Raw genomic sequence first — 18,520 nt, forward strand, 5'->3', positions numbered from 1 at the left:
ACGTCCTTGTCATTCAGTAAATAGCTGTGTCATCCCACACCTCCAATATTCGTCCCCGGCCGGATCAAGTACTGGTGGATATCGCGGACTACGTCGTAAATCGGGATATCCCGAGTCCCCTTGCTTACGATACTGCGCGCCATTGCCTGATGGATTCGCTGGGCTGTGCGATGGAAGCGCTTGCTTACCCGGCTTGCACCAAGCTGCTTGGGCCCGTAGTTCCCGGAGCCACGGTGCCGGATGGAGCAAGAATTCCCGGCACCCCGTTCCGGCTCGACCCCGTGCAAGCTGCGTTCAACATTGGCACGATGATTCGCTGGCTGGATTTCAACGACACCTGGCTGGCGGCCGAATGGGGACACCCATCGGATAATCTGGGCGGCATACTTGCCGTGGCTGATTGGTGCTCGCGCAATGCAAACAATGGGAGCAGAAAGTCATTCGCGGTACGCGACGTGCTGACGGCGATGATCAAGGCCCATGAAATCCAGGGCTGCCTTGCGTTGGAGAACAGTTTCAACAAGGTGGGACTGGATCATGTCGTGCTGGTGAAAGTTGCGTCCACCGCCGTCGTGACGCATATGCTTGGCGGCAGCCGGGATCAGATAGTCGACGCGCTTTCGCAGGCATGGGTGGACGGGCAGTCGTTGCGCACCTATCGTCACGTGCCCAATACCGGCTCACGAAAATCGTGGGCAGCGGGCGATGCCACCAGCCGGGCGGTATGGCTCGCACTGATCACGCTTAAAGGAGAAGCGGGGTATCCTTCCGCGCTGACGGCAAAAACCTGGGGTTTTTACGATGTGTTGTTCAAGGGACAGCCTCTCCGGTTCCAGAGACCGATTCAACAGTGGGATTCATATGTGATGGAAAACGTATTGTTCAAGATTTCTTTCCCCGCTGAATTCCATTCCCAGACAGCAGCGGAATGCGCGATGCAACTGCACCGCCATGTGAAAGAGCGGATTGGCGATATAAAAAAAATCACCATCCGCACTCACGAGGCGGCGATTCGCATCATCGATAAAAAAGGCCCGCTCAACAATCCTGCCGACCGCGACCACTGCATGCAATACATTGTTGCGGTGCCGCTCATTTTTGGAAGACTCACGGCCGAAGATTACGAGAACACGGTTGCTGCCGATCCACGCATCGACCAGTTGCGCGATAAAATCACGTGTATGGAGGATAAGAAGTTTACGCAGGATTATTACGACCCCGAGAAACGCTCCATTGCCAATGGAATCACGGTGGAATTCAAGGACGGCAGGAAGCTGGATGAAGTCGTGGTGGAATACCCCATCGGGCACAGGTTCCGCCGCAAGGAAGGCATTCCACTACTGGAAGAAAAATTCAGAATGAGCCTTGCGCGCCGCTTTACTGAAACGCAACAAAACGCAATCACCGATCTTTGCCTGGACCTGGAGAAGCTGGAAGCTACACCGGTGAGAGAATTCGTCGATATGTTTTCTGCCTGAGCGCAAGTACCACGCTACATGCGGGATGAAATATCGACCGTTCCCTTTTCGTCTTCCCCCGGATTGTGGCAATTTTCCGAGGGAGCGGGGTTTATATCCAGCAATATTTTAAGTGTGGTCAGCCTTAGCTTCCAGGATGAATGTGAAGCGGGGTCCCTGGATAACGCCGCCAACAATTGCTCCAGTCCATCGATCTTTGCCGAATCACATGTGGACAGGAAGCGCTTCAGCTCTTCACGATCTTCGATGCCGGTACGCAGGACAAATTCGGGATAATCTTCGCGCAAGTGAGCCGCGAGCCAGGCTTGGTCTATCCATTGTTTCAACTGCGGGTAGCTGAAGCAGGTGCGTACCGCCAGATCCACCGCATCGGCGTTTCGCAAATTTTCGATATTATCGAACCCTTCGCGCTCCAGCCTCAATTCGTGTGAATAGCTCATGCCAGCAAGCATGGAAAGCGGAAGCGCACGGTACCGGTCGCCGGGAATGATGCTTCTCATTACCTTGAGGGTGACGCGTTCAAGTGTCGCCGCCGCCCGTTTCGGGTAGAAACCAAAGAAAAATGCTACGATCGGCAGCAGGCTGAGGCTTGTCGGAAGTACCAGATTTGTCCCGTCAGTTTGCTCCGCCAAGCCGCCGTGTGCGTTCCCGGTATTAATTGAACTAGCGGCCGGCGCCGGTTCGCGAGACGAAGACCCGGTTGAGTTGCTGCCACTTGCAGCAACTGGTGGGCCGGCATATACGGATTCTCCGGGAAGAACGAAGTCAAAGGCGAAGGACAATACCAGCGCCAGTATGCTTGCTACCATCATGCGTATCGCACCGTCCACGAAAGTGTGTGCAGTCAAATCCATTGTGAAGTATGCGCGAACGACCGAGCCGATGAAATAGACGTAGGCGCCCAAAAAACCGAATTGGAAGGCGACCTGGTTCCGGATAAGGTGGGAGTAGTATTCGTCCGGGTTTTTTTTGTATAACTCGGCAAAAGGTCCCATTGTGAGCATATTGCCGCCGAGGCTGAAATCAACACCACTGCCTCCTCCAAAAACAGGTTTCATCAGCAGCAGAATCGAGGAGCCGAGCAGCACGATAGTTGTTGTCAGCCAGACACTCCCGCGATAACTGCTGAAGGAAGCGCGCGCGCCCATTCTTCTGCGGATTTCGCCGCGTCGTTCAGGGGGAACCTCATGCTGGAGCCTGCGTTCCTTCCGGTTCGCCATCGTCTGGATATAGCTTAAGGCAAGCGATGGCACGACCAGTACCACTAGTAGCGTCATGACGAGGTTGTATTGAAAGAATACGGGGTCAAACCAGTGGGCGATAGCCCGAAAGTCGCGATGTGCAGGCACATCAGGGCCTGGATAGGGACCAAAGGCGGATTCCAGCCCCAGGCTGATAACAAAGATTGACGGTACGAGAAATACCGACCAGTCGTACCAGCGCATGTCGTATTTCTTGCTCTCGGGTTGATCCATGCCACTCTTCCTTCAGCTTGTTTTTTCCTCTGCCGCAGTCATAGCATCAGTAGCAGCCCGCGTCCAGAAATGGAGGTGGTCGAAAGGCCGCCCGGATTGCGCGTCCGGCAAACCCAGGCTCCATCCGAGCAGTTCCAGATGGTCGGCCCGAACGGTGCCACGAAAATTTCCCCAATGGGCGGAGCTGACCGGTACCATGCCGTCGTTGTCCTCGTGAATCATGCTGCCATAAGGCCGAAACCAGAATGGAAGTTCATCAGCATGGCGGCAACTCGCGTAGGAAGAGTAGTTCACGTCCTCACGATCAGGGATCGGGGTGGCTGCGCATGCCTCGGGGGTCAGCTCATCCAGCGCCGGGCGGCCAACATATCGAAACCAGGCTGGAATCGGTCCTCTGGATTCAAGCATCCACGTAGCTAACAGGCTGCCGCGATGCGGTGTCGAAACAGTAAGCAAACTCTTTACACGCCGATCCGGATCGAGATAAGTGATCAGGTACCTTGCGTCCAGCCCTCCCATGCTATGCGCAGCCAAAGCAAAGGCAGGCACGTCAGTGCGAAACAGTTTGCGGGCAAGTACCTCCGCACGTTCGGCTATGGTCCCGGCGGACGGCACTTCCGGTATGAGAGGGACAATATGCATTTTATTTAGCGCTTCTTTCACCCCGCGAAAGTATTCAATAGGTCCTCGACGTGAGAAACCAAGAAAGCCGTGCAGCAGGGCGAGGGTGGGGAAGGGCATAATATTCCCGAAAGTAGTGTTTATAACCTCAAGCGCGCGTCCAATAATAGCTGCGCCTGGCTAGTATTTAGCGTCAAGCGTTACGAGGCATAAAATATTATCGTATGTAATTCATGTTAGATGATTTCCCGGAACACTGAATGAGCCATACAGCAATTTGTGCCCGATGAAATGGGAAAGTCAGCATTCACCGCAGGTATCGATGATAAACTTGAAACCCAAGTCCTCGGCGACGATATAAACGCGATAATCCGGCATACTCCGGCTAAAATTTTTTTGTATGAAATGCAAGCTGATACGTTGAAACGGAATGTTCAGTAAACAATATATCCTTGCCGACGGGATACGCCAGCCTGTCAACTACTCGTTCAACTAAAGCCAAAGTGAAGATAAGCTGCGATATCAAAGGCAAGATCGCGCTGGTTACCGGCGCAAACCGGGGAATAGGCAGGGCGATAACCGATGCGTTCCTGCACCACGGCGCAACAAAAGTCTATGCTGCCGTGCGCAACCTCGATTCTGCTGATTCCCTGCTTGAGCGGTATGGCGACATGGTGGCGCCTGTTCAATTTGATCTAGCCAAACCGGAGACCATCACGGCAATGGCCGAGAGGACGGACGACCTCCATGTGGTAGTCAACAATGCGGGGATCTTCAAGGCTTCCACCCCTCTGGATAGCGATGCGATAGAGGCGCTTGAGCTCGCAATCAAGATCAATTTGTTTGGCTTGGTACGCATGGCACAAGCCTTTGCGCCCGTTCTCAGGGAAAATGGAGGAGGAGCATTCGTGCAACTCAATTCGATCGCGTCATTGAAATGCTCTTCCAATTTTGCGACGCATTCTGCTTCAAAAGCCGCCACTTACTCCATTACACAGGCGCTGCGCGATTTGCTGGGGCAACAGGGCACAGCGGTGCTCAGCGTTCACCCCGGCCTGATCGCGACTGATATGAGTAGTACGGCGGGCCTGGCCGGCTCCGCCGCGCCTCCCTCACTGGTGGCTGAAGGTATAGTTGCTGCGCTGAAGTCAGGAGATTTTCATCTCTTTCCGGACGCAATGGCCCAACGTATCGGTCAGGCTTATCGAAGCTTTTCCGAAAGTGTGATCGAAGCGGATCTTGCGGAATACAAAACGGAAAATCACCCAGTTTCTTGATGGAGAGAGCGTGTACGGCACGGGTTCTACTTATCCGGCAAGCAAACTTTATGATTTGGGTTACCCGTGCTGGTCCGGCTTCCGCGGCATGCATCGTCCTGTTATCCCTGCATTTGGTAAGGCTGCGGATGATCATCCGATAAGAATGGCTTTCGTCAATACGCGGCTTATCGGATTCAGCAAAATTTTCAAGGAGCACGTTTATGAGTCATAACCTGTTCGACACCCTGAAGGACCTTGCTCTCCCAGGCAGGAAAGTAAAGTTTTATTCTTTGCCGGCGCTTGAGGAATCGCGCATAGGCAAGGTTTCGCGGCTGCCAGTCTCCATTCGTGTTGTGCTCGAATCGGTTCTGCGCAATTGCGATGGCAAAAAGGTAACCGAGACCCACGTAAAGCAACTGGCGAACTGGCAACCCAACGCTGCGCGGGCGGATGAGATCCCCTTTGTAGTATCACGGATCGTGCTGCAGGATTTCACTGGCGTTCCGCTCCTGGTCGATCTGGCGGCCATGCGAGAGGTGGCAAAAAAAATGGGCCGGGACCCCAAGCTTGTCGAACCTCTGGTACCGGTTGATCTGGTGGTCGATCACTCGGTGCAGGTCGACCACTATGGAGACGGAGAGGCGCTTCATCTCAACATGGAGATTGAATTCCGGCGCAACAAAGAGCGTTACCAGTTTATAAAGTGGGGCATGCAGGCATTCGATACATTCAAGGTAGTTCCTCCCGGCGTCGGGATTGTGCATCAGGTCAACCTGGAATATCTCGCTCGAGGCGTGCACGAGAAAGATGGCGTGGTGTATCCGGATACCCTGGTCGGCACCGACTCGCATACCACGATGATCAATGGCATTGGCGTTGTTGGCTGGGGCGTTGGCGGGATCGAGGCGGAGGCGGGTATGTTGGGGCAGCCGGTTTATTTTCTGACTCCCGATGTGGTTGGTGTAAATCTCACCGGCCGATTGCGCAATGGCGTTACCGCCACCGATCTGGTGCTGACTGTTACCGAGATGCTGCGCAGGTCAAACGTGGTGGGAAGCTTCGTGGAATTTTTTGGCGAAGGTACCGCGTCACTGACAGTGCCCGACCGTGCCACTATCGCCAACATGGCGCCCGAATACGGGGCCACAATGGGTTTTTTCCCCGTTGACGACGCCACCATCGAGTATTTCCAGGGTACCGGGCGTAGTGAAGAGGAAGTCGCCGCGCTTCAATCCTATTTCAAGGCTCAGGAGCTGTACGGCATTCCGCGCAAGGGCGACATTGATTACTCACGGGAACTGGAGCTTGATCTTACTACTGTCTCGCCCTCGTTAGCTGGACCAAGACGTCCTCAGGACCGCATCGAAATGCGCGACATTAAATCGAGATTCACCGAACTCTTCGCCCAGCCCGTCGTACAAAGCGGCTATGGCAGAGATGCTGCCGATCTAAACCTGCGCTATCCGGTTCGCTCGAGCGACGAGCGCCGGGTTGACACGTGCGCCGCGTCTGGCTCGAGCCAGAATACGGAAGCCAATGCGGCTGCGGTAAGACCGGGAACCGAAAGACACATCAAGGAGATGGTAGACAACCGTCCTATAGTGGGGGGAGCCGAAGCTCCCGTATGCCCGCCGAATGGCCCTATCGATCTGGGCCATGGAGACGTGGTGATTGCAGCCATTACGTCCTGCACGAATACCTCCAACCCTAGCGTACTGCTTGCCGCAGGACTGCTGGCAAAGAAGGCGGTAGAAAAAGGCCTGTCGGTCAAGCCGCATATCAAGACCTCGCTCGCGCCCGGTTCACGCATTGTGACTGAATACCTCCACGCCACCGGTCTGCTGAGCTATCTGGAACAACTTGGCTTTTACCTCGCAGGTTATGGTTGCACCACTTGCATCGGTAATTCAGGCCCCCTATCCGAGCCGATAGAGGAAGCGATAGTGGAGAATGATCTGGTCTGTTCCGCTGTGCTCTCGGGCAATCGCAATTTCGAAGCTCGAATTCACCCCAGCATTCGTGCAAATTTTCTTGCCTCTCCCCCGCTGGTGGTAGCGTACGCCATTGCAGGAACGGTTCTCAGGGATGTAACGACCGAGCCATTGGGTTTTGCGGATGACGGAAGTCCTGTCCAGCTTGCAGACGTGTGGCCGAGCGAGGATGAAATTCAAGGGTTAATGAAATACGCCGCAAATGCGGAAACATTTCGCCGCCTCTATGGTAATCTGGCTGAGGGCCATCCGTTATGGAACGAGGTGTCATCAGTTTCGGGTAACGTATACGATTGGCCGAAATCCACTTATATTGCCGAGCCCCCGTTCTTCCAGGATTTTTCAATGCGCCCCGGGCAGCCGGGCGGAATACGCAACGCGCGCGTTCTGGGCATATTCGGTGATTCAGTGACTACCGATCACATCAGCCCCGCAGGTTCCATCAGGGATACGTCACCGGCGGGAAAATATCTGCTTGCGAACGGGGTAACCAAATCTGACTTCAATAGCTATGGGGCGCGTCGCGGCAACCATGATGTGATGATGCGTGGCACTTTCGCGAATGTTCGTATCAAAAACCTGATGATACCCGGCAGCGAAGGCGGTATCACCCTGCACCAGCCGGATGGACAGCAGATGAGCATTTACGATGCAGCCATGAGGTATCTTGCAGACAACATACCGACAGTGGTATTCGGGGGAGAAGAGTATGGAGCGGGATCAAGCCGCGACTGGGCTGCCAAGGGAACGCAACTGCTCGGCGTCAAGGCGGTCATCGCCAGAAGCTTCGAGCGCATACACCGCAGCAATCTCGTTGGAATGGGCGTATTGCCGCTGCAATTCAAGGACGCCGACAGCGCCGAATCGCTGGGCATACACGGCGATGAACAATTCGATCTTATGGGCCTGGAGGACATTCGTGCTCAGCAGGATGTGACACTTGTCATCCGTAAGGAAGATGGATCAAGCCGCGAAATCAGTTTACGGTGCAGGATTGATACAGCTATTGAGGTGGACTATTACCTTAACGGCGGGATATTACCTTACGTTCTCAGAAAACTCATGTCAGGATGAGCGGAAGCCCCATACGAGTGACGCGACAAGCCGGACTATTCAGCATGAATCAGGGTTGGGGGGAGGGATCTGATTCGTGCTGAGTAGCCCGGGGCTCTCCTCAGGTTACGGGCCACAACTCCTCGCTGGTCTCTGGCTTGGCCGGGTTCCCGGCGGGATCGGAAGCCGGCTCATTCCATAGCAGGCGGTCATATTCATTATTCACGACCGTATAACATTCACACACGGTATTTTCCAGTTCCTCGCGGTCTACCACCGTGATATGGCCCCGGCTGTACTGGATTGCTCCTATCATTTGCAGTTTAAGAGCAGCCTGAGTAACGCTTTCCCTGCGAACGCCCAGCATTATCGCAATCTGTTCGTGCGTCATTTGCATCTCATCACTGGATAGGCGGTCCTGGCTCATCAACAGGAAGCGGCAAAGCTGTTGTTCTATATTATGATGCCGGTTGCAAACAGCGTTTTGCGCTGTCTGAGTCATCAGCGCCTGGGTGAAGCGCAATACCAGATGTTGTAACTTTCCTCCAGAATCGAATTCTTTCTTCAAGGTATTCACTTTCACCCGGTAGCCGCTGCCCGCACATTGCACTACCACTCCCGAGGGCGTGCTGTCTCCGCCTAAAAGGGACGAAATACCGGTGAGACCCTCATTGCCTATTATTGAAAGCTGCACGGATGAACCGTTCTCCACACCATACAAAGGCACAACCGTGCTGGTGGTCGGAAAATATACGTGAGTAATGGAAGAGTCGGGTTCATAAATCGTCTGTCCCAAAGGCATCGATGTAAGCTCGAGATACGGGAAAAGCCGCCCATAATCTTCTAGTGGCAGCGCGGCTAAAATCCGGTTCTGCTTCGGGCTGTGTGATGGAAGCATATTGGTGTATCTCCTTTATATCAGACTGTGCCGGAAAGTTTACTATTCGTTCATTGCATCGCTGCGACGGATTGAAAGGCAGTAATTTCACCCCTCTGTGCTCCAAATTTCTGGTTGAGCTCACCTGCTCACTGAGCAACGCCCTGATCAAGCCTCGTACTTGATCAGCTTGGGGTCTTGTTTCCTGCATTGCCTTATTATTGCGGCACTACCTGTGATAAATACAAGCACTTACCGTGCCAGTATTAATAAGTCGTATGAAAACAGGCGCTTACAGTAATTCTGCTCGGCTGGCGGAAGTTTGCGACGTATGGTGTTGTTGCTGGGCAACAACACCACAGGAGTGATTGGATATAAGCTGTTGAGAACACGCGGGTTTTGCGTGTCGTCATATAGCGACGAGGGTTATTTACCGTACAATCAAAAGGTTACAGGCGATAGAATTATGACTGCGGGGGACTTTTCTATATACTGGGGCGGCGCGCTTCCAGATTGTCTATGAGACGAGTATTGCCTAGCCAGGCTGCTCCCAAGACAACGAGGATCTCATCCCCTGCCTGTGCCGGCATAAGTGTATCGCGACGCTGCACGGAAATGTAATCGACCTTCCATCCGTAGCTGCGGAGCGTTTCTTCTGCGTTTTCCTGCAACACGCGAAAATCTCCCTTGCCGTTCTCTATTCCCTGCTTCACCTGCGAAAGTACGCGATACAGACGTGTCGCCTCGGCACGCTCCGTTTCCGTAAGATAGCGGTTACGAGAACTCAAGGCGAGATGGTCAAGGGTACGGGCGGTTTCCCCTGCGATAATTTCCACCGGTAGATTAAGCTGCCGCACCAGTTCACGCATCATATGCAGTTGCTGGTAATCCTTTTTGCCGAATACCGCCACCTGGGGTTGTACGATATTGAAAAGTTTCAGGACCACTGTTGCCACGCCACGGAAAAATCCAGGACGAAATTTTCCTTCCAGTGTATTCGCTACCGGCGGAGGGTCCAGCATGAACTCCTGCGGTACCGGATACAGCGTCTTTTCCTCAGGCGCGAATACCACATCGACGCCCCGGTTTTTCAATAGCTCGCAGTCATCCGCCAGCGCGCGTGGATATCGGTTGAAATCCTCCGCCGGTGCAAATTGCAGACGGTTGACAAAAATGCTTGTCACCACGCAATCCGCTTTGCACTGGGCGATATCCACCAGCGACAAGTGGCCTTCGTGGAGCCCGCCCATCGTGGGAACAAACGCAATGGAAGACTCGTGCGCAAGGCGCGAGCGCAAGGATGAGATGTCGGTAATAATCTCCACGCTGAAGCAGCAGACTAAAACGCATGCTCCGGCCCTGGAAATTCTCCAGCCTTGACCGCCTTGACATAATTTTCCGCCGCCTCGTGGATGCTGCCCGCTCCAGCCAGGAAATTCTTCATGAACCTTGCCTTCTTGCCAGAATAAATCCCCAGCATGTCATACAGAACCAGCACCTGCGCCGAGCAGTCTATTCCGGCGCCAATGCCTATGGTGGGAATGGACAATGTTTTAGTCACTTGTTTGGCAAGCGTAGCCGGGACAACCTCCATCAAGAGCATTCCGGCGCCGGCTTTTTCCAGGGCAACAGCGTCTTCCATCAACTGTTCCGCCTGATAGTCAGTCTTGCCCTGCACCTTGTAACCGCCTAATTGGTGAACGGATTGGGGCGTTAAACCGATGTGGCCGCAAACCGGAATGCCGCGCCGTGTCATAAATTCAACCGTTTCCGCCATAATCGACCCGCCTTCGAGCTTGACCATATTCGCCCCCGCAGCCATTAGCTTGGCAGCATTCTCGAAGGTGTCTTCCGGGCTTACCTGAGATGTACCGAAAGGCATATCGGCCATAATGAATGCCTTGCTCGAGCCCCGCGCCACGCAGCGGGTGTGATAGATCATGTCATCCAGCGTAACGGGGAGGGTGCTTTCTTCTCCTTGCAGCACATTACCGAGCGAATCACCCACCAGCAGAATATCAACACCGGCGTTTTCGAGCAATGTCGCGAAGCTTGAATCATAACAAGTGAGAATGGCGATTTTCTCGTTATCATCCCGCATTTTTTGTAAAGTGTCTTGTGTAATGCGCATGGCTTGACTCCGTGTGTGTTACCTCAGTAATGATGCTGCCAAAAAATCCCCGTTCTGTTCACTACCCTGATTCCGTCATGTAAAACTCCCGCTTTGCTAGATCCCGCGATTGAAATATTCCCGGGGACCACGCATCTGCTCTACCTGCCTCAACAATAGATCAAAATCAGCCTGACTATCAACAAAATTGAGATTTTCGCTGTTGATTATCATGAGCCGCGCATCTTCATAATGGTGGAAGAATCGCGTGTAACTATCGGCCAGTCGCCATAGATACTCCTCGGAAATGTTTTTTTCAAAAGGGTTGCCGCGCCGCCTCACCCGTTCTATCAACGTGGCGGGTGGGGCCTGCAAATAAATCACCAGGTCGGGCAGCGCCGCTTTGGGTTGCAGGTGATGATAAATTTTCCAGTAGAGATCATATTCCGCATCGCTCAGCGTGAGCCTGGCAAACAGGGGATCCTTGTCGAGCAGGAAATCGCCCACCGTCGTTTTGGTGAACATATCGATCTGTGCCCGGCCCTGTAGCTGGTTAGCGCGCTGGAAAAGAAAAAATAATTGTGTCGGCAGTGCGTAACGCCGGATGTCACTATAGAATTTTTCCAGGAAAGGATTTTCAGCCGGTTTCTCCAGCAGGAGTTCGCTGCCCAGGTGATCGGCAATGCGCCGCGCCAGGCTAGTCTTGCCTACGCCTATCGGCCCCTCCACCACGATGTAGCGATATTCTTCCAGCTTCACTTGTTTTGCGCTTGTTCAACTTGCTGCCCTGCACATCTTGCAAGAAACTCGGAGGCGGTACCTCGCCCCGGGATACGGCAATCCGGCGCAATCTCCAGAAGCGGTTGCAATACGAATGCTCTTTGGTGCATACGCGGATGTGGCAGGATCAGGCAATGCTCGTTGCATTGCAAATCATCATACATCAGTATGTCCAGATCAAGCGTGCGCGGCGCATTGGGATATTCCCGGATGCGTCCGTGATTATGCTCAATTTCGAGCAGGGCTTTAAGCAGTTCATGCGGTGCAAGACCGGTCTCGATATACGCCACCGCGTTGATGAAATCAGGTTGATCGAACCTTCCTAGCGGTGCGCTACGATAAAGTGAGGAGTGTGTCAGCAAGCAGCTTGAAGGGAGATGTGCCAACTCGTCAAATGCCCGCTCCACCTGGGACGCAGGGTCATCCAGATTGCTGCCTAATCCGATATATGCCCGAGAAACAGGCTGACATCCCGGATTCCGATTCACGGGCTATTCCGGCTCGCCGGTCGCTGCGTTGGTGATGCTTTCCGTATCCGAGGAGGTGGGTCTCTTGCGGCCACGGCTCCTTTTGCGTTTCTTTTGAGTCTCATCCTTGAGAAGCATGGCTTCGCGTTGCCCGGGGGCGGCATGCTGGAACGCCTCCCACCACTTGCCCAGCTCCATATCGACCTCGCCGCTTTCGCAACGCAGCAGCATGAAATCATACGCGGCGCGAAATCGCGGATGCTCCAGCAAACGGAATGGCCTGCGCCCTGATCGGCCCGTAAAGCGCGGCTGCATGGCCCAGATTTCCTTCATGATGGCATCGTACCTGCGCGGAATCGCAAGATTGTCATTTTGTACCGCCAGCACATCATCCATCGCCTGATGTAAAGCAGGAATCAATTTCTCGCCAGCGGCTTCACGGACATTCCACGCGGCGACGACCTCATGCCACAACAGGGCTGCAAACAGGAAGCCAGGCGATACGGGTTTTTCCTGGCGCACGCGCTCGTCGGTATTCTTGAGCGCAAGCGTAATGAAGCGTTCGCCCAGCGGCTGTTCCAATATAACGTCCAGCATGGGCAGCAAGCCATGATGCAACCCGCGTGTACGCAAATCAAGTACGCAGGCCAAGGCATGGCCGGATAGCAGCAGTTTCAGCATTTCGTCAAACAGACGCGACGGCGGCACATTCTGCAACAGGGGCGCAAGGTCCCCGATAGGCTCGGCGGTAGGCGGATCGATCTGCATATCGAGCTTGGCTGCAAGCCTTACTACCCTGAGCATCCGCACGGGATCTTCGCGAAACCGCCGCACCGGATCACCGATGATGCGCAAGCGCCGAGCCTCGATGTCCTCGTAGCCGTTCAGGTAATCCCAGATTTCTTCGTGCACGGGATCATAAAACAGTGCATTGACGGTGAAATCACGCCGCTTGGCGTCCTCTTCCTGACTGCCGAATATATTATCGCGCAAAAGGCGGCCGTGTTCGTCAGCATGCGTATCGGCTGTTATTCCCTCATCCTCGCCTGCGGATGTTCCGCCGCGGAAAGTGGAGACTTCCACTGTCTCCGCTCCGCACATCACGTGCACCAGTCGAAAGCGGCGTCCGATAATTCGGGAGCGGCGGAAAATGGCGCGTACTTCTTCAGGTGTGGCATTCGTGGCGACGTCATAATCTTTCGGCTCCAGCCCAAGAAGCAGGTCGCGCGCTGCACCTCCCACAACGAAAGCGGAATATCCCGCCTCCTGCAAGCCGGATGTCACCTTAAGCGCGCATGAATTGATGTGGTCCCGCGTAATCCCGTGCTGCTCCCGGAGGATGATACGTGGTCCGGCAGAAGAAGAACGGGTCGGAGAGACTGGGGCAGATGTGTTGCGGCTGAAGAAGACGCGGCTGAGAAGTTTACGAATCATTACAAATTTAGGTGAACAAGTTTGATCCCAAGAGGGCGAACTCATCCGAAGGTGAAGGTCTGGAGAGGCAAAATTATTGCGGCCTATGCATATCAAAAGCGAGTTGAAAAATGAACCGGGGAACAAGCATCACCGGCATCATCCACGCCTGGAATTATCCTGAATTCCTTGAGTCCCGCCCCGTGTCGGGCTCATCAAAAAGGTGAAGGCCATGTGATGCAAAAAAATTTGTGGATCAAACGCCAGACTAAAAAATAAGCGGTCGATTGCCGGATTTAGGATTATACACTCGGCATCGTTCCCGGGACGAAATGACGCGTGCGTCCCGTGACGTATTCCGCCATAGTACACTGATATAGCGCCTCGAGATTGCTCCGGTTCAGCACCTCCTCCGTGCTCCCGGTAATGGTGTGACCGTCATCGAACAGCATCAGGACATGGTCGCAGAAGCGGCTGGCCCAGCCCACATCGTGGAGCACCATCACAAGCGATTTACCTTGGCCGCACAATTCATCAAATAAGGTCATGGCGCTCAGTTGATGGCGCAGATCGAGATGTTGCAGCGGCTCATCCAGCAGATAACATTCCGGCGACTGGGCAAGCAATAAAGCAATACGCGCCCGTTGGCGCTCTCCGCCGGAAAGTGTGGCGAGTGAACGATGGGCGAGGCCCGTCAGTTCCATTCGCTCGACGGCGCCGCTCGCGATTTCATGATCTGCCGCCTGCCAGCCAAACATGCTGTTGACGTGGGGATGGCGCCCCAGCAAAACGTATTCGTGCACATCGCCCCAGAATTCGCCTGGTTCTTCCTGCAACATGATGCCGAGATTTCGGGCGAGCTCCCGCCGGGACCAGGCCTGAGCCGGTTTTCCAGCTACCATTACCGATGATTCATTGCCGTCGGTTACTGGACGCAAGCCGCCCAGCGCATGTATCAAAGTAGTCTTGCCGCAACCGTTCTGGCCGAGTATGGCCCAGCACTCCCCTGGATTGATAGTCAGGTCCAGGTTGCGGCATAGCATTTTTCCCGGATATTCCAGGGTCAGGTTTCTGGTTTGCAGCATCATCCTTCAAAAGCAGGCTGAAAAAAATTTCAAATACCGGTACAGCATCTTCTTATACCCGGAGGTATTCGCTTTTTCTTCCCAGCCAGCGCTGAAGATGACGTTTTGCAGCTTCCGGGTGATCACGCAGCAATTCCTCCGCGGTGATGCGGGCTGCATCGAGCAAATCCACATCCTGTTCCAGATCAGCAAAGCGCAGCATGGGGACTCCGCTTTGGCGGGCGCCAAGGAATTCGCCAGGACCACGAAGACGCAAGTCCTGCCGCGCAATTTCGAAACCGTCGGTATGCTCGAAAATAATTTTAAGGCGCTCGCGGGCAATTGCCGAGATAGGGTTCTGATACAGCAATATGCATATGCCACCCGCCGCGCCTCGTCCCACACGGCCTCGCAGTTGATGCAACTGGGCCAGTCCCATGCGCTCTGCATGTTCAATCACCATCAGCGATGCGTTCGGCACATCAACGCCTACCTCAATAACGGTCGTTGCAACCAGTAGATGAATTTCACCTTGCGCGAACGATTCCATCACTGCCGATTTTTCCTGCGATGGAAGTCTGCCATGCACAAGGCCCGTTTTCAGTTCCGGAAAAATAGAGTTCAGCGTTTGGTGGGTTTCCAAAGCCGTCTTGAGCTGCAGAGCCTCGGATTCTTCGATAAGGGGACACACCCAGTACGCCTGTTTTCCCGCCCGGCAAGCTTCCCGGACGCGTGCAGTCACTTCATCGCGGCGGTTGTCGGCGACCAGCTTGGTCAGGACCTGCGTCCTGCCCGGCGGTAGCCCATCTATTACCGACACATCCAGATCGGCGTAGTAACTCATCGAAAGCGTGCGCGGGATGGGCGTAGCGCTCATCATCAACTGGTGCGGCGTAGAACTCGCCTCGCCGCCTTTATTCCTCAAGGCCAGCCGTTGCTGAACGCCAAAGCGGTGCTGTTCGTCTATGATCACCAGGCCCAGCCTGTTGAATTCCACTTGCTCCTGGAACAAGGCGTGTGTGCCGATAGCAAGCATGGCGTTACCCCCGGCGATATTGGCGAGCATAACTTCCCGCTGCTTCTTTTTCTGATTGCCTGATAGCCATGCGATCGTCATATCCAGTGGCGCCAGCAGCGGGCCCAGCCATCCTGAAAGTTTCTGATAATGCTGCTCCGCAAGGATCTCGGTCGGAGCCATGAGTGCAGCCTGGCAGTTATTTTCGATGGCCTGCAGCACAGCCAATGCGGCAACAACTGTTTTTCCGCTTCCAACATCGCCCTGCAATAACCGCTGCATGGGATGGGGTGCGGCCAAGTCACGGCTGATTTCAGAGAAAGCTTTCTTTTGTCCGCTGGTGAGTTCAAAAGGCAGCGATTCGAGGAGCGCCCTGGTCAAGCTGTTGTTCTGAGCCAGGGCGGGCGCGTTGCCGCTCCGGCGCTGCCGGTAATGCAAGCGCATGGATAGTTGTTGCGCCAGCAATTCGTCAAACTTGATCCGGCGCCAGGCAGGATGAGCGCGCTCCTGCAACAAGGTGGCGGACGCATCCGGCGACGGCTGATGCAAGAATATCACGCTGTCCTTGAAACTCTGGAGCCGGTAACGCCTCAGTATCGTATCAGGCAGAGTTTCCCGGAGATAGTTTTGCCCTGTGGCATCGCCCAGCGTCTGACGCAGCGCTTGCTGAATCAGCTTGCGTATCGTTTCCGAAGAAAGCCCGGCAGTAGCTGGGTAAATTGGAGTCAGCGCATCAGCCAATGGTTCATTTTCATGCACAATACGGCATTTTGGATGAACCATTTCAGCACCGAAGAAACCTGGGCGGGCTTCCCCCAGCAGCCGCACCCGCCTGCCTGCGGAATAGGCTTTAACCTGGCTGCCATAAAAGTTCAGAAAGCGCATGAAAAGCATGCCGCTCGCGTCTTCCACCTGGCACACCAATTGGCGCCTCGGGCGGTACCTGATTTCGCTGCGAATTATGACACCCTCGATCTGTACCGTCCTGTTTGCCGGGACATCGCGAATAGGATAGAGACGGGTTTCGTCTTCATAGCGCAGCGGCAAATGCAGCATCAGATCGAATTCATCGGCGATACCGAGCCTGGCGAGTTTTTCCTGAACTGTTCTGCTGACAGGATGGATGACGGCGAGAGGCGGCATCAGGCAGAAAGGCTATCCTCACCCTTTACCCGGTAATACCAGCACAGCGTCCATCTCCACTTGCGCATCGCGCGGCAGCGATGCAACACCTATTGCAGCTCGTGCCGGGTAGGGCGCCTCAAAATAGCCCGACATGATCTCGTTCACTTTTTGGAAATTGCCAAGGTCGGTCAGAAAGACATTCAATTTGACTATATCGTTGAAGCTGCCCCCGCCTGCCGCCGCCACCGCCTTTAAATTCAGAAATACCTGGTGGATTTGTTCCTCGATCCCCGCCGCCATCTTCATGGTGGAAGGATCCAGGCCGATCTGCCCGGAAAGATAAACGGTATCTCCCCCACTCACCCGTATCCCCTGGGAATAAGTACCGATTGCCTCAGGCGCATCGTTCGTCTGTATTATCTTTTTATTCATCTGATCTCCCTTGAATGTAAATACCATCTCGGCATAAAAGCCCGCAAATCCGGAACTATGGACGCGGCCTTTGCGATATGATGACGTGAACCTCACCACATTTCAACTATGGAAAAACTTGTCCTCCAGGGAGGCACGCGTCTTGCCGGCGAAATCAATATTTCGGGTGCTAAAAACGCCGCCTTGCCTATTTTATGCGCTTCGCTGCTTACCGCTGAAACCCTCACGATCGAGAATGTTCCGCATCTGAATGATGTCACCACCATGATGAGCCTTCTTCGCCAGATGGGTGTTCGCATCGCAGGAGAAAACAAGAGAATAGAATTGACCGCCGCGCACCTTTCCCATCTTGTTGCACCTTACGAGATGGTGAAAACCATGCGGGCCGCCATCATGGTGCTGGGCCCCATGCTGGCGCGCGCAGGTACGGCAAAAGTGTCGTTGCCGGGCGGTTGCGCCATCGGCTTGCGTCCCGTTGACCAGCATATCAAGGGCTTGCAGGCAATGGGTGCGGAGATCGAGATTGAGCATGGCTATATCCATGCAAAAGCAAAACGCCTCAACGGTGCGCACATCGTCATGGATATCGTTACGGTTACGGGCACAGAGAATCTGATGATGGCGGCTACTCTTGCTGATGGAACAACGGTGCTTGAAAATGCGGCGCGCGAGCCTGAAGTAACGGATTTGGCCAATTGTCTTGTCGCGATGGGAGCCCGGATTCACGGGGTCGGCAGCGATATCATCACGATAGAAGGCGTTGAGGCATTGCACGGCGCCGCATATCGCGTCATGGCCGATCGTATTGAAACTGGTACATTTCTGGTTGCAGCGGCGGCCAGCGGCGGCGAAATACATCTCAAGGAGACGCGCTCGGACACACTCGACGCCGTGCTCGACAAATTGATGGAGGCGGGCGCGGCGATCGAATACGGTGAAGACTGGATACACTTGAAGATGAATAATCCGTTGAAGTCCGTAGATCTTAGAACGGCGCCTTATCCCGCTTTTCCCACGGATATGCAGGCGCAATTCATGGTGCTGAACAGCGTCGCCACCGGCACCGCAATCATCACCGAAACCATATTCGAGAATCGCTTCATGCATGTGCAGGAATTAAAGCGCATGAATGCCGACATCAAGGTGGAAGGCAATACCGCTGTGGTAAGCGGCGTCGCCCGTCTGGATGGCGCCAAGGTCATGGCCACCGACCTTCGCGCCTCCGCCAGCCTGGTGCTGGCGGGGCTAATTGCGAAGGGTGAAACGATCATCGATCGCATCTATCACCTTGACCGCGGCTATGAGCATATAGAGGACAAGTTGTCCCGGTTGGGGGCGAGGATCAGGCGAACGAGCTGAG

Annotated in this window: 15 protein-coding genes; 4 read left to right on the top strand and 11 right to left on the bottom strand. The window is 54.4% G+C overall.

Annotated elements, in window-relative coordinates; genetic code table 11:
• Nucleotides 1-26: 26 nt before the first annotated feature.
• Nucleotides 27-1,478 carry a bifunctional 2-methylcitrate dehydratase/aconitate hydratase gene (locus BMZ14_RS00190; RefSeq protein WP_074793458.1) on the top strand — a complete coding sequence of 484 codons (1,452 nt, stop codon included), beginning with the start codon at nt 27-29 and terminating at the stop codon, nt 1,476-1,478.
• Between the two features lie 14 nt (nt 1,479-1,492).
• On the opposite strand, the gene BMZ14_RS00195 is transcribed toward BMZ14_RS00190, so the two are convergent.
• Entirely contained in the window at nt 1,493-2,953 is a 1,461-nt protein-coding gene (locus BMZ14_RS00195) for a hypothetical protein (RefSeq protein ID WP_074793460.1), read from the bottom strand.
• A 12-nt stretch (nt 2,954-2,965) separates the two neighbouring features.
• Nucleotides 2,966-3,694, bottom strand: coding sequence for an esterase/lipase family protein (locus BMZ14_RS00200; RefSeq protein ID WP_074793462.1), 729 nt, complete (start codon nt 3,692-3,694; stop codon nt 2,966-2,968).
• Nucleotides 3,695-4,077: 383 nt separating this feature from the next.
• On the opposite strand from BMZ14_RS00200, the gene BMZ14_RS00205 reads away from it, so the two are divergent.
• On the top strand, nt 4,078-4,851 hold the full coding sequence (locus BMZ14_RS00205) for an SDR family oxidoreductase (protein WP_218144947.1): 774 nt from the start codon (nt 4,078-4,080) through the stop codon (nt 4,849-4,851).
• Nucleotides 4,852-5,054: 203 nt separating this feature from the next.
• Nucleotides 5,055-7,898 (top strand): aconitate hydratase, encoded by a 2,844-nt coding sequence (locus tag BMZ14_RS00215; protein ID WP_074793466.1) that lies wholly within the window; start codon nt 5,055-5,057, stop codon nt 7,896-7,898.
• A gap of 100 nt (nt 7,899-7,998) precedes the next feature.
• On the opposite strand, the gene BMZ14_RS00220 is transcribed toward BMZ14_RS00215, so the two are convergent.
• The 9 genes from BMZ14_RS00220 to BMZ14_RS00260 all read right to left on the bottom strand — a co-directional run bounded on the left by BMZ14_RS00220 (nt 7,999) and on the right by BMZ14_RS00260 (nt 17,160).
• Complete coding sequence (locus BMZ14_RS00220) at nt 7,999-8,775, bottom strand: Crp/Fnr family transcriptional regulator (RefSeq protein ID WP_074793468.1); 777 nt, start codon at nt 8,773-8,775, stop codon at nt 7,999-8,001.
• Nucleotides 8,776-9,239: 464 nt separating this feature from the next.
• Nucleotides 9,240-10,079 (bottom strand): pantoate--beta-alanine ligase, encoded by an 840-nt coding sequence (gene panC, locus BMZ14_RS00225; RefSeq protein WP_074793470.1) that lies wholly within the window; start codon nt 10,077-10,079, stop codon nt 9,240-9,242.
• A gap of 14 nt (nt 10,080-10,093) precedes the next feature.
• Nucleotides 10,094-10,885, bottom strand: a complete 792-nt coding sequence (panB, locus tag BMZ14_RS00230) for a 3-methyl-2-oxobutanoate hydroxymethyltransferase (protein WP_074793472.1) — start codon at nt 10,883-10,885, stop codon at nt 10,094-10,096.
• Nucleotides 10,886-10,981: 96 nt separating this feature from the next.
• On the bottom strand, nt 10,982-11,623 hold the full coding sequence (locus BMZ14_RS00235; RefSeq protein ID WP_074793474.1) for a deoxynucleoside kinase: 642 nt from the start codon (nt 11,621-11,623) through the stop codon (nt 10,982-10,984).
• Complete coding sequence (gene folK / locus BMZ14_RS00240) at nt 11,620-12,132, bottom strand: 2-amino-4-hydroxy-6-hydroxymethyldihydropteridine diphosphokinase (RefSeq protein WP_074793476.1); 513 nt, start codon at nt 12,130-12,132, stop codon at nt 11,620-11,622. Before folK ends, BMZ14_RS00235 begins: the two co-directional genes overlap by 4 nt.
• Nucleotides 12,133-12,135: 3 nt before the next feature.
• On the bottom strand, nt 12,136-13,545 hold the full coding sequence (pcnB, locus tag BMZ14_RS00245; protein WP_074793478.1) for a polynucleotide adenylyltransferase PcnB: 1,410 nt from the start codon (nt 13,543-13,545) through the stop codon (nt 12,136-12,138).
• Between the two features lie 281 nt (nt 13,546-13,826).
• Nucleotides 13,827-14,612 (bottom strand): ABC transporter ATP-binding protein, encoded by a 786-nt coding sequence (locus BMZ14_RS00250; RefSeq protein WP_074793480.1) that lies wholly within the window; start codon nt 14,610-14,612, stop codon nt 13,827-13,829.
• A 49-nt stretch (nt 14,613-14,661) separates the two neighbouring features.
• On the bottom strand, nt 14,662-16,746 hold the full coding sequence (recG, locus tag BMZ14_RS00255; protein ID WP_074793482.1) for an ATP-dependent DNA helicase RecG: 2,085 nt from the start codon (nt 16,744-16,746) through the stop codon (nt 14,662-14,664).
• Nucleotides 16,747-16,764: 18 nt separating this feature from the next.
• Nucleotides 16,765-17,160: a RidA family protein gene (locus BMZ14_RS00260; RefSeq protein ID WP_074795359.1), complete on the bottom strand. Its 396-nt coding sequence runs from the start codon at nt 17,158-17,160 to the stop codon at nt 16,765-16,767.
• Between the two features lie 108 nt (nt 17,161-17,268).
• Here BMZ14_RS00260 and murA point away from each other — a divergent pair, with 108 nt between their 5' ends.
• Nucleotides 17,269-18,519 (top strand): UDP-N-acetylglucosamine 1-carboxyvinyltransferase, encoded by a 1,251-nt coding sequence (murA, locus tag BMZ14_RS00265; RefSeq protein ID WP_074793484.1) that lies wholly within the window; start codon nt 17,269-17,271, stop codon nt 18,517-18,519.
• Nucleotide 18,520 lies beyond the last annotated feature (1 nt).

This window comes from Nitrosospira briensis (assembly GCF_900115125.1).
Lineage (GTDB): Bacteria > Pseudomonadota > Gammaproteobacteria > Burkholderiales > Nitrosomonadaceae > Nitrosospira > Nitrosospira briensis_A.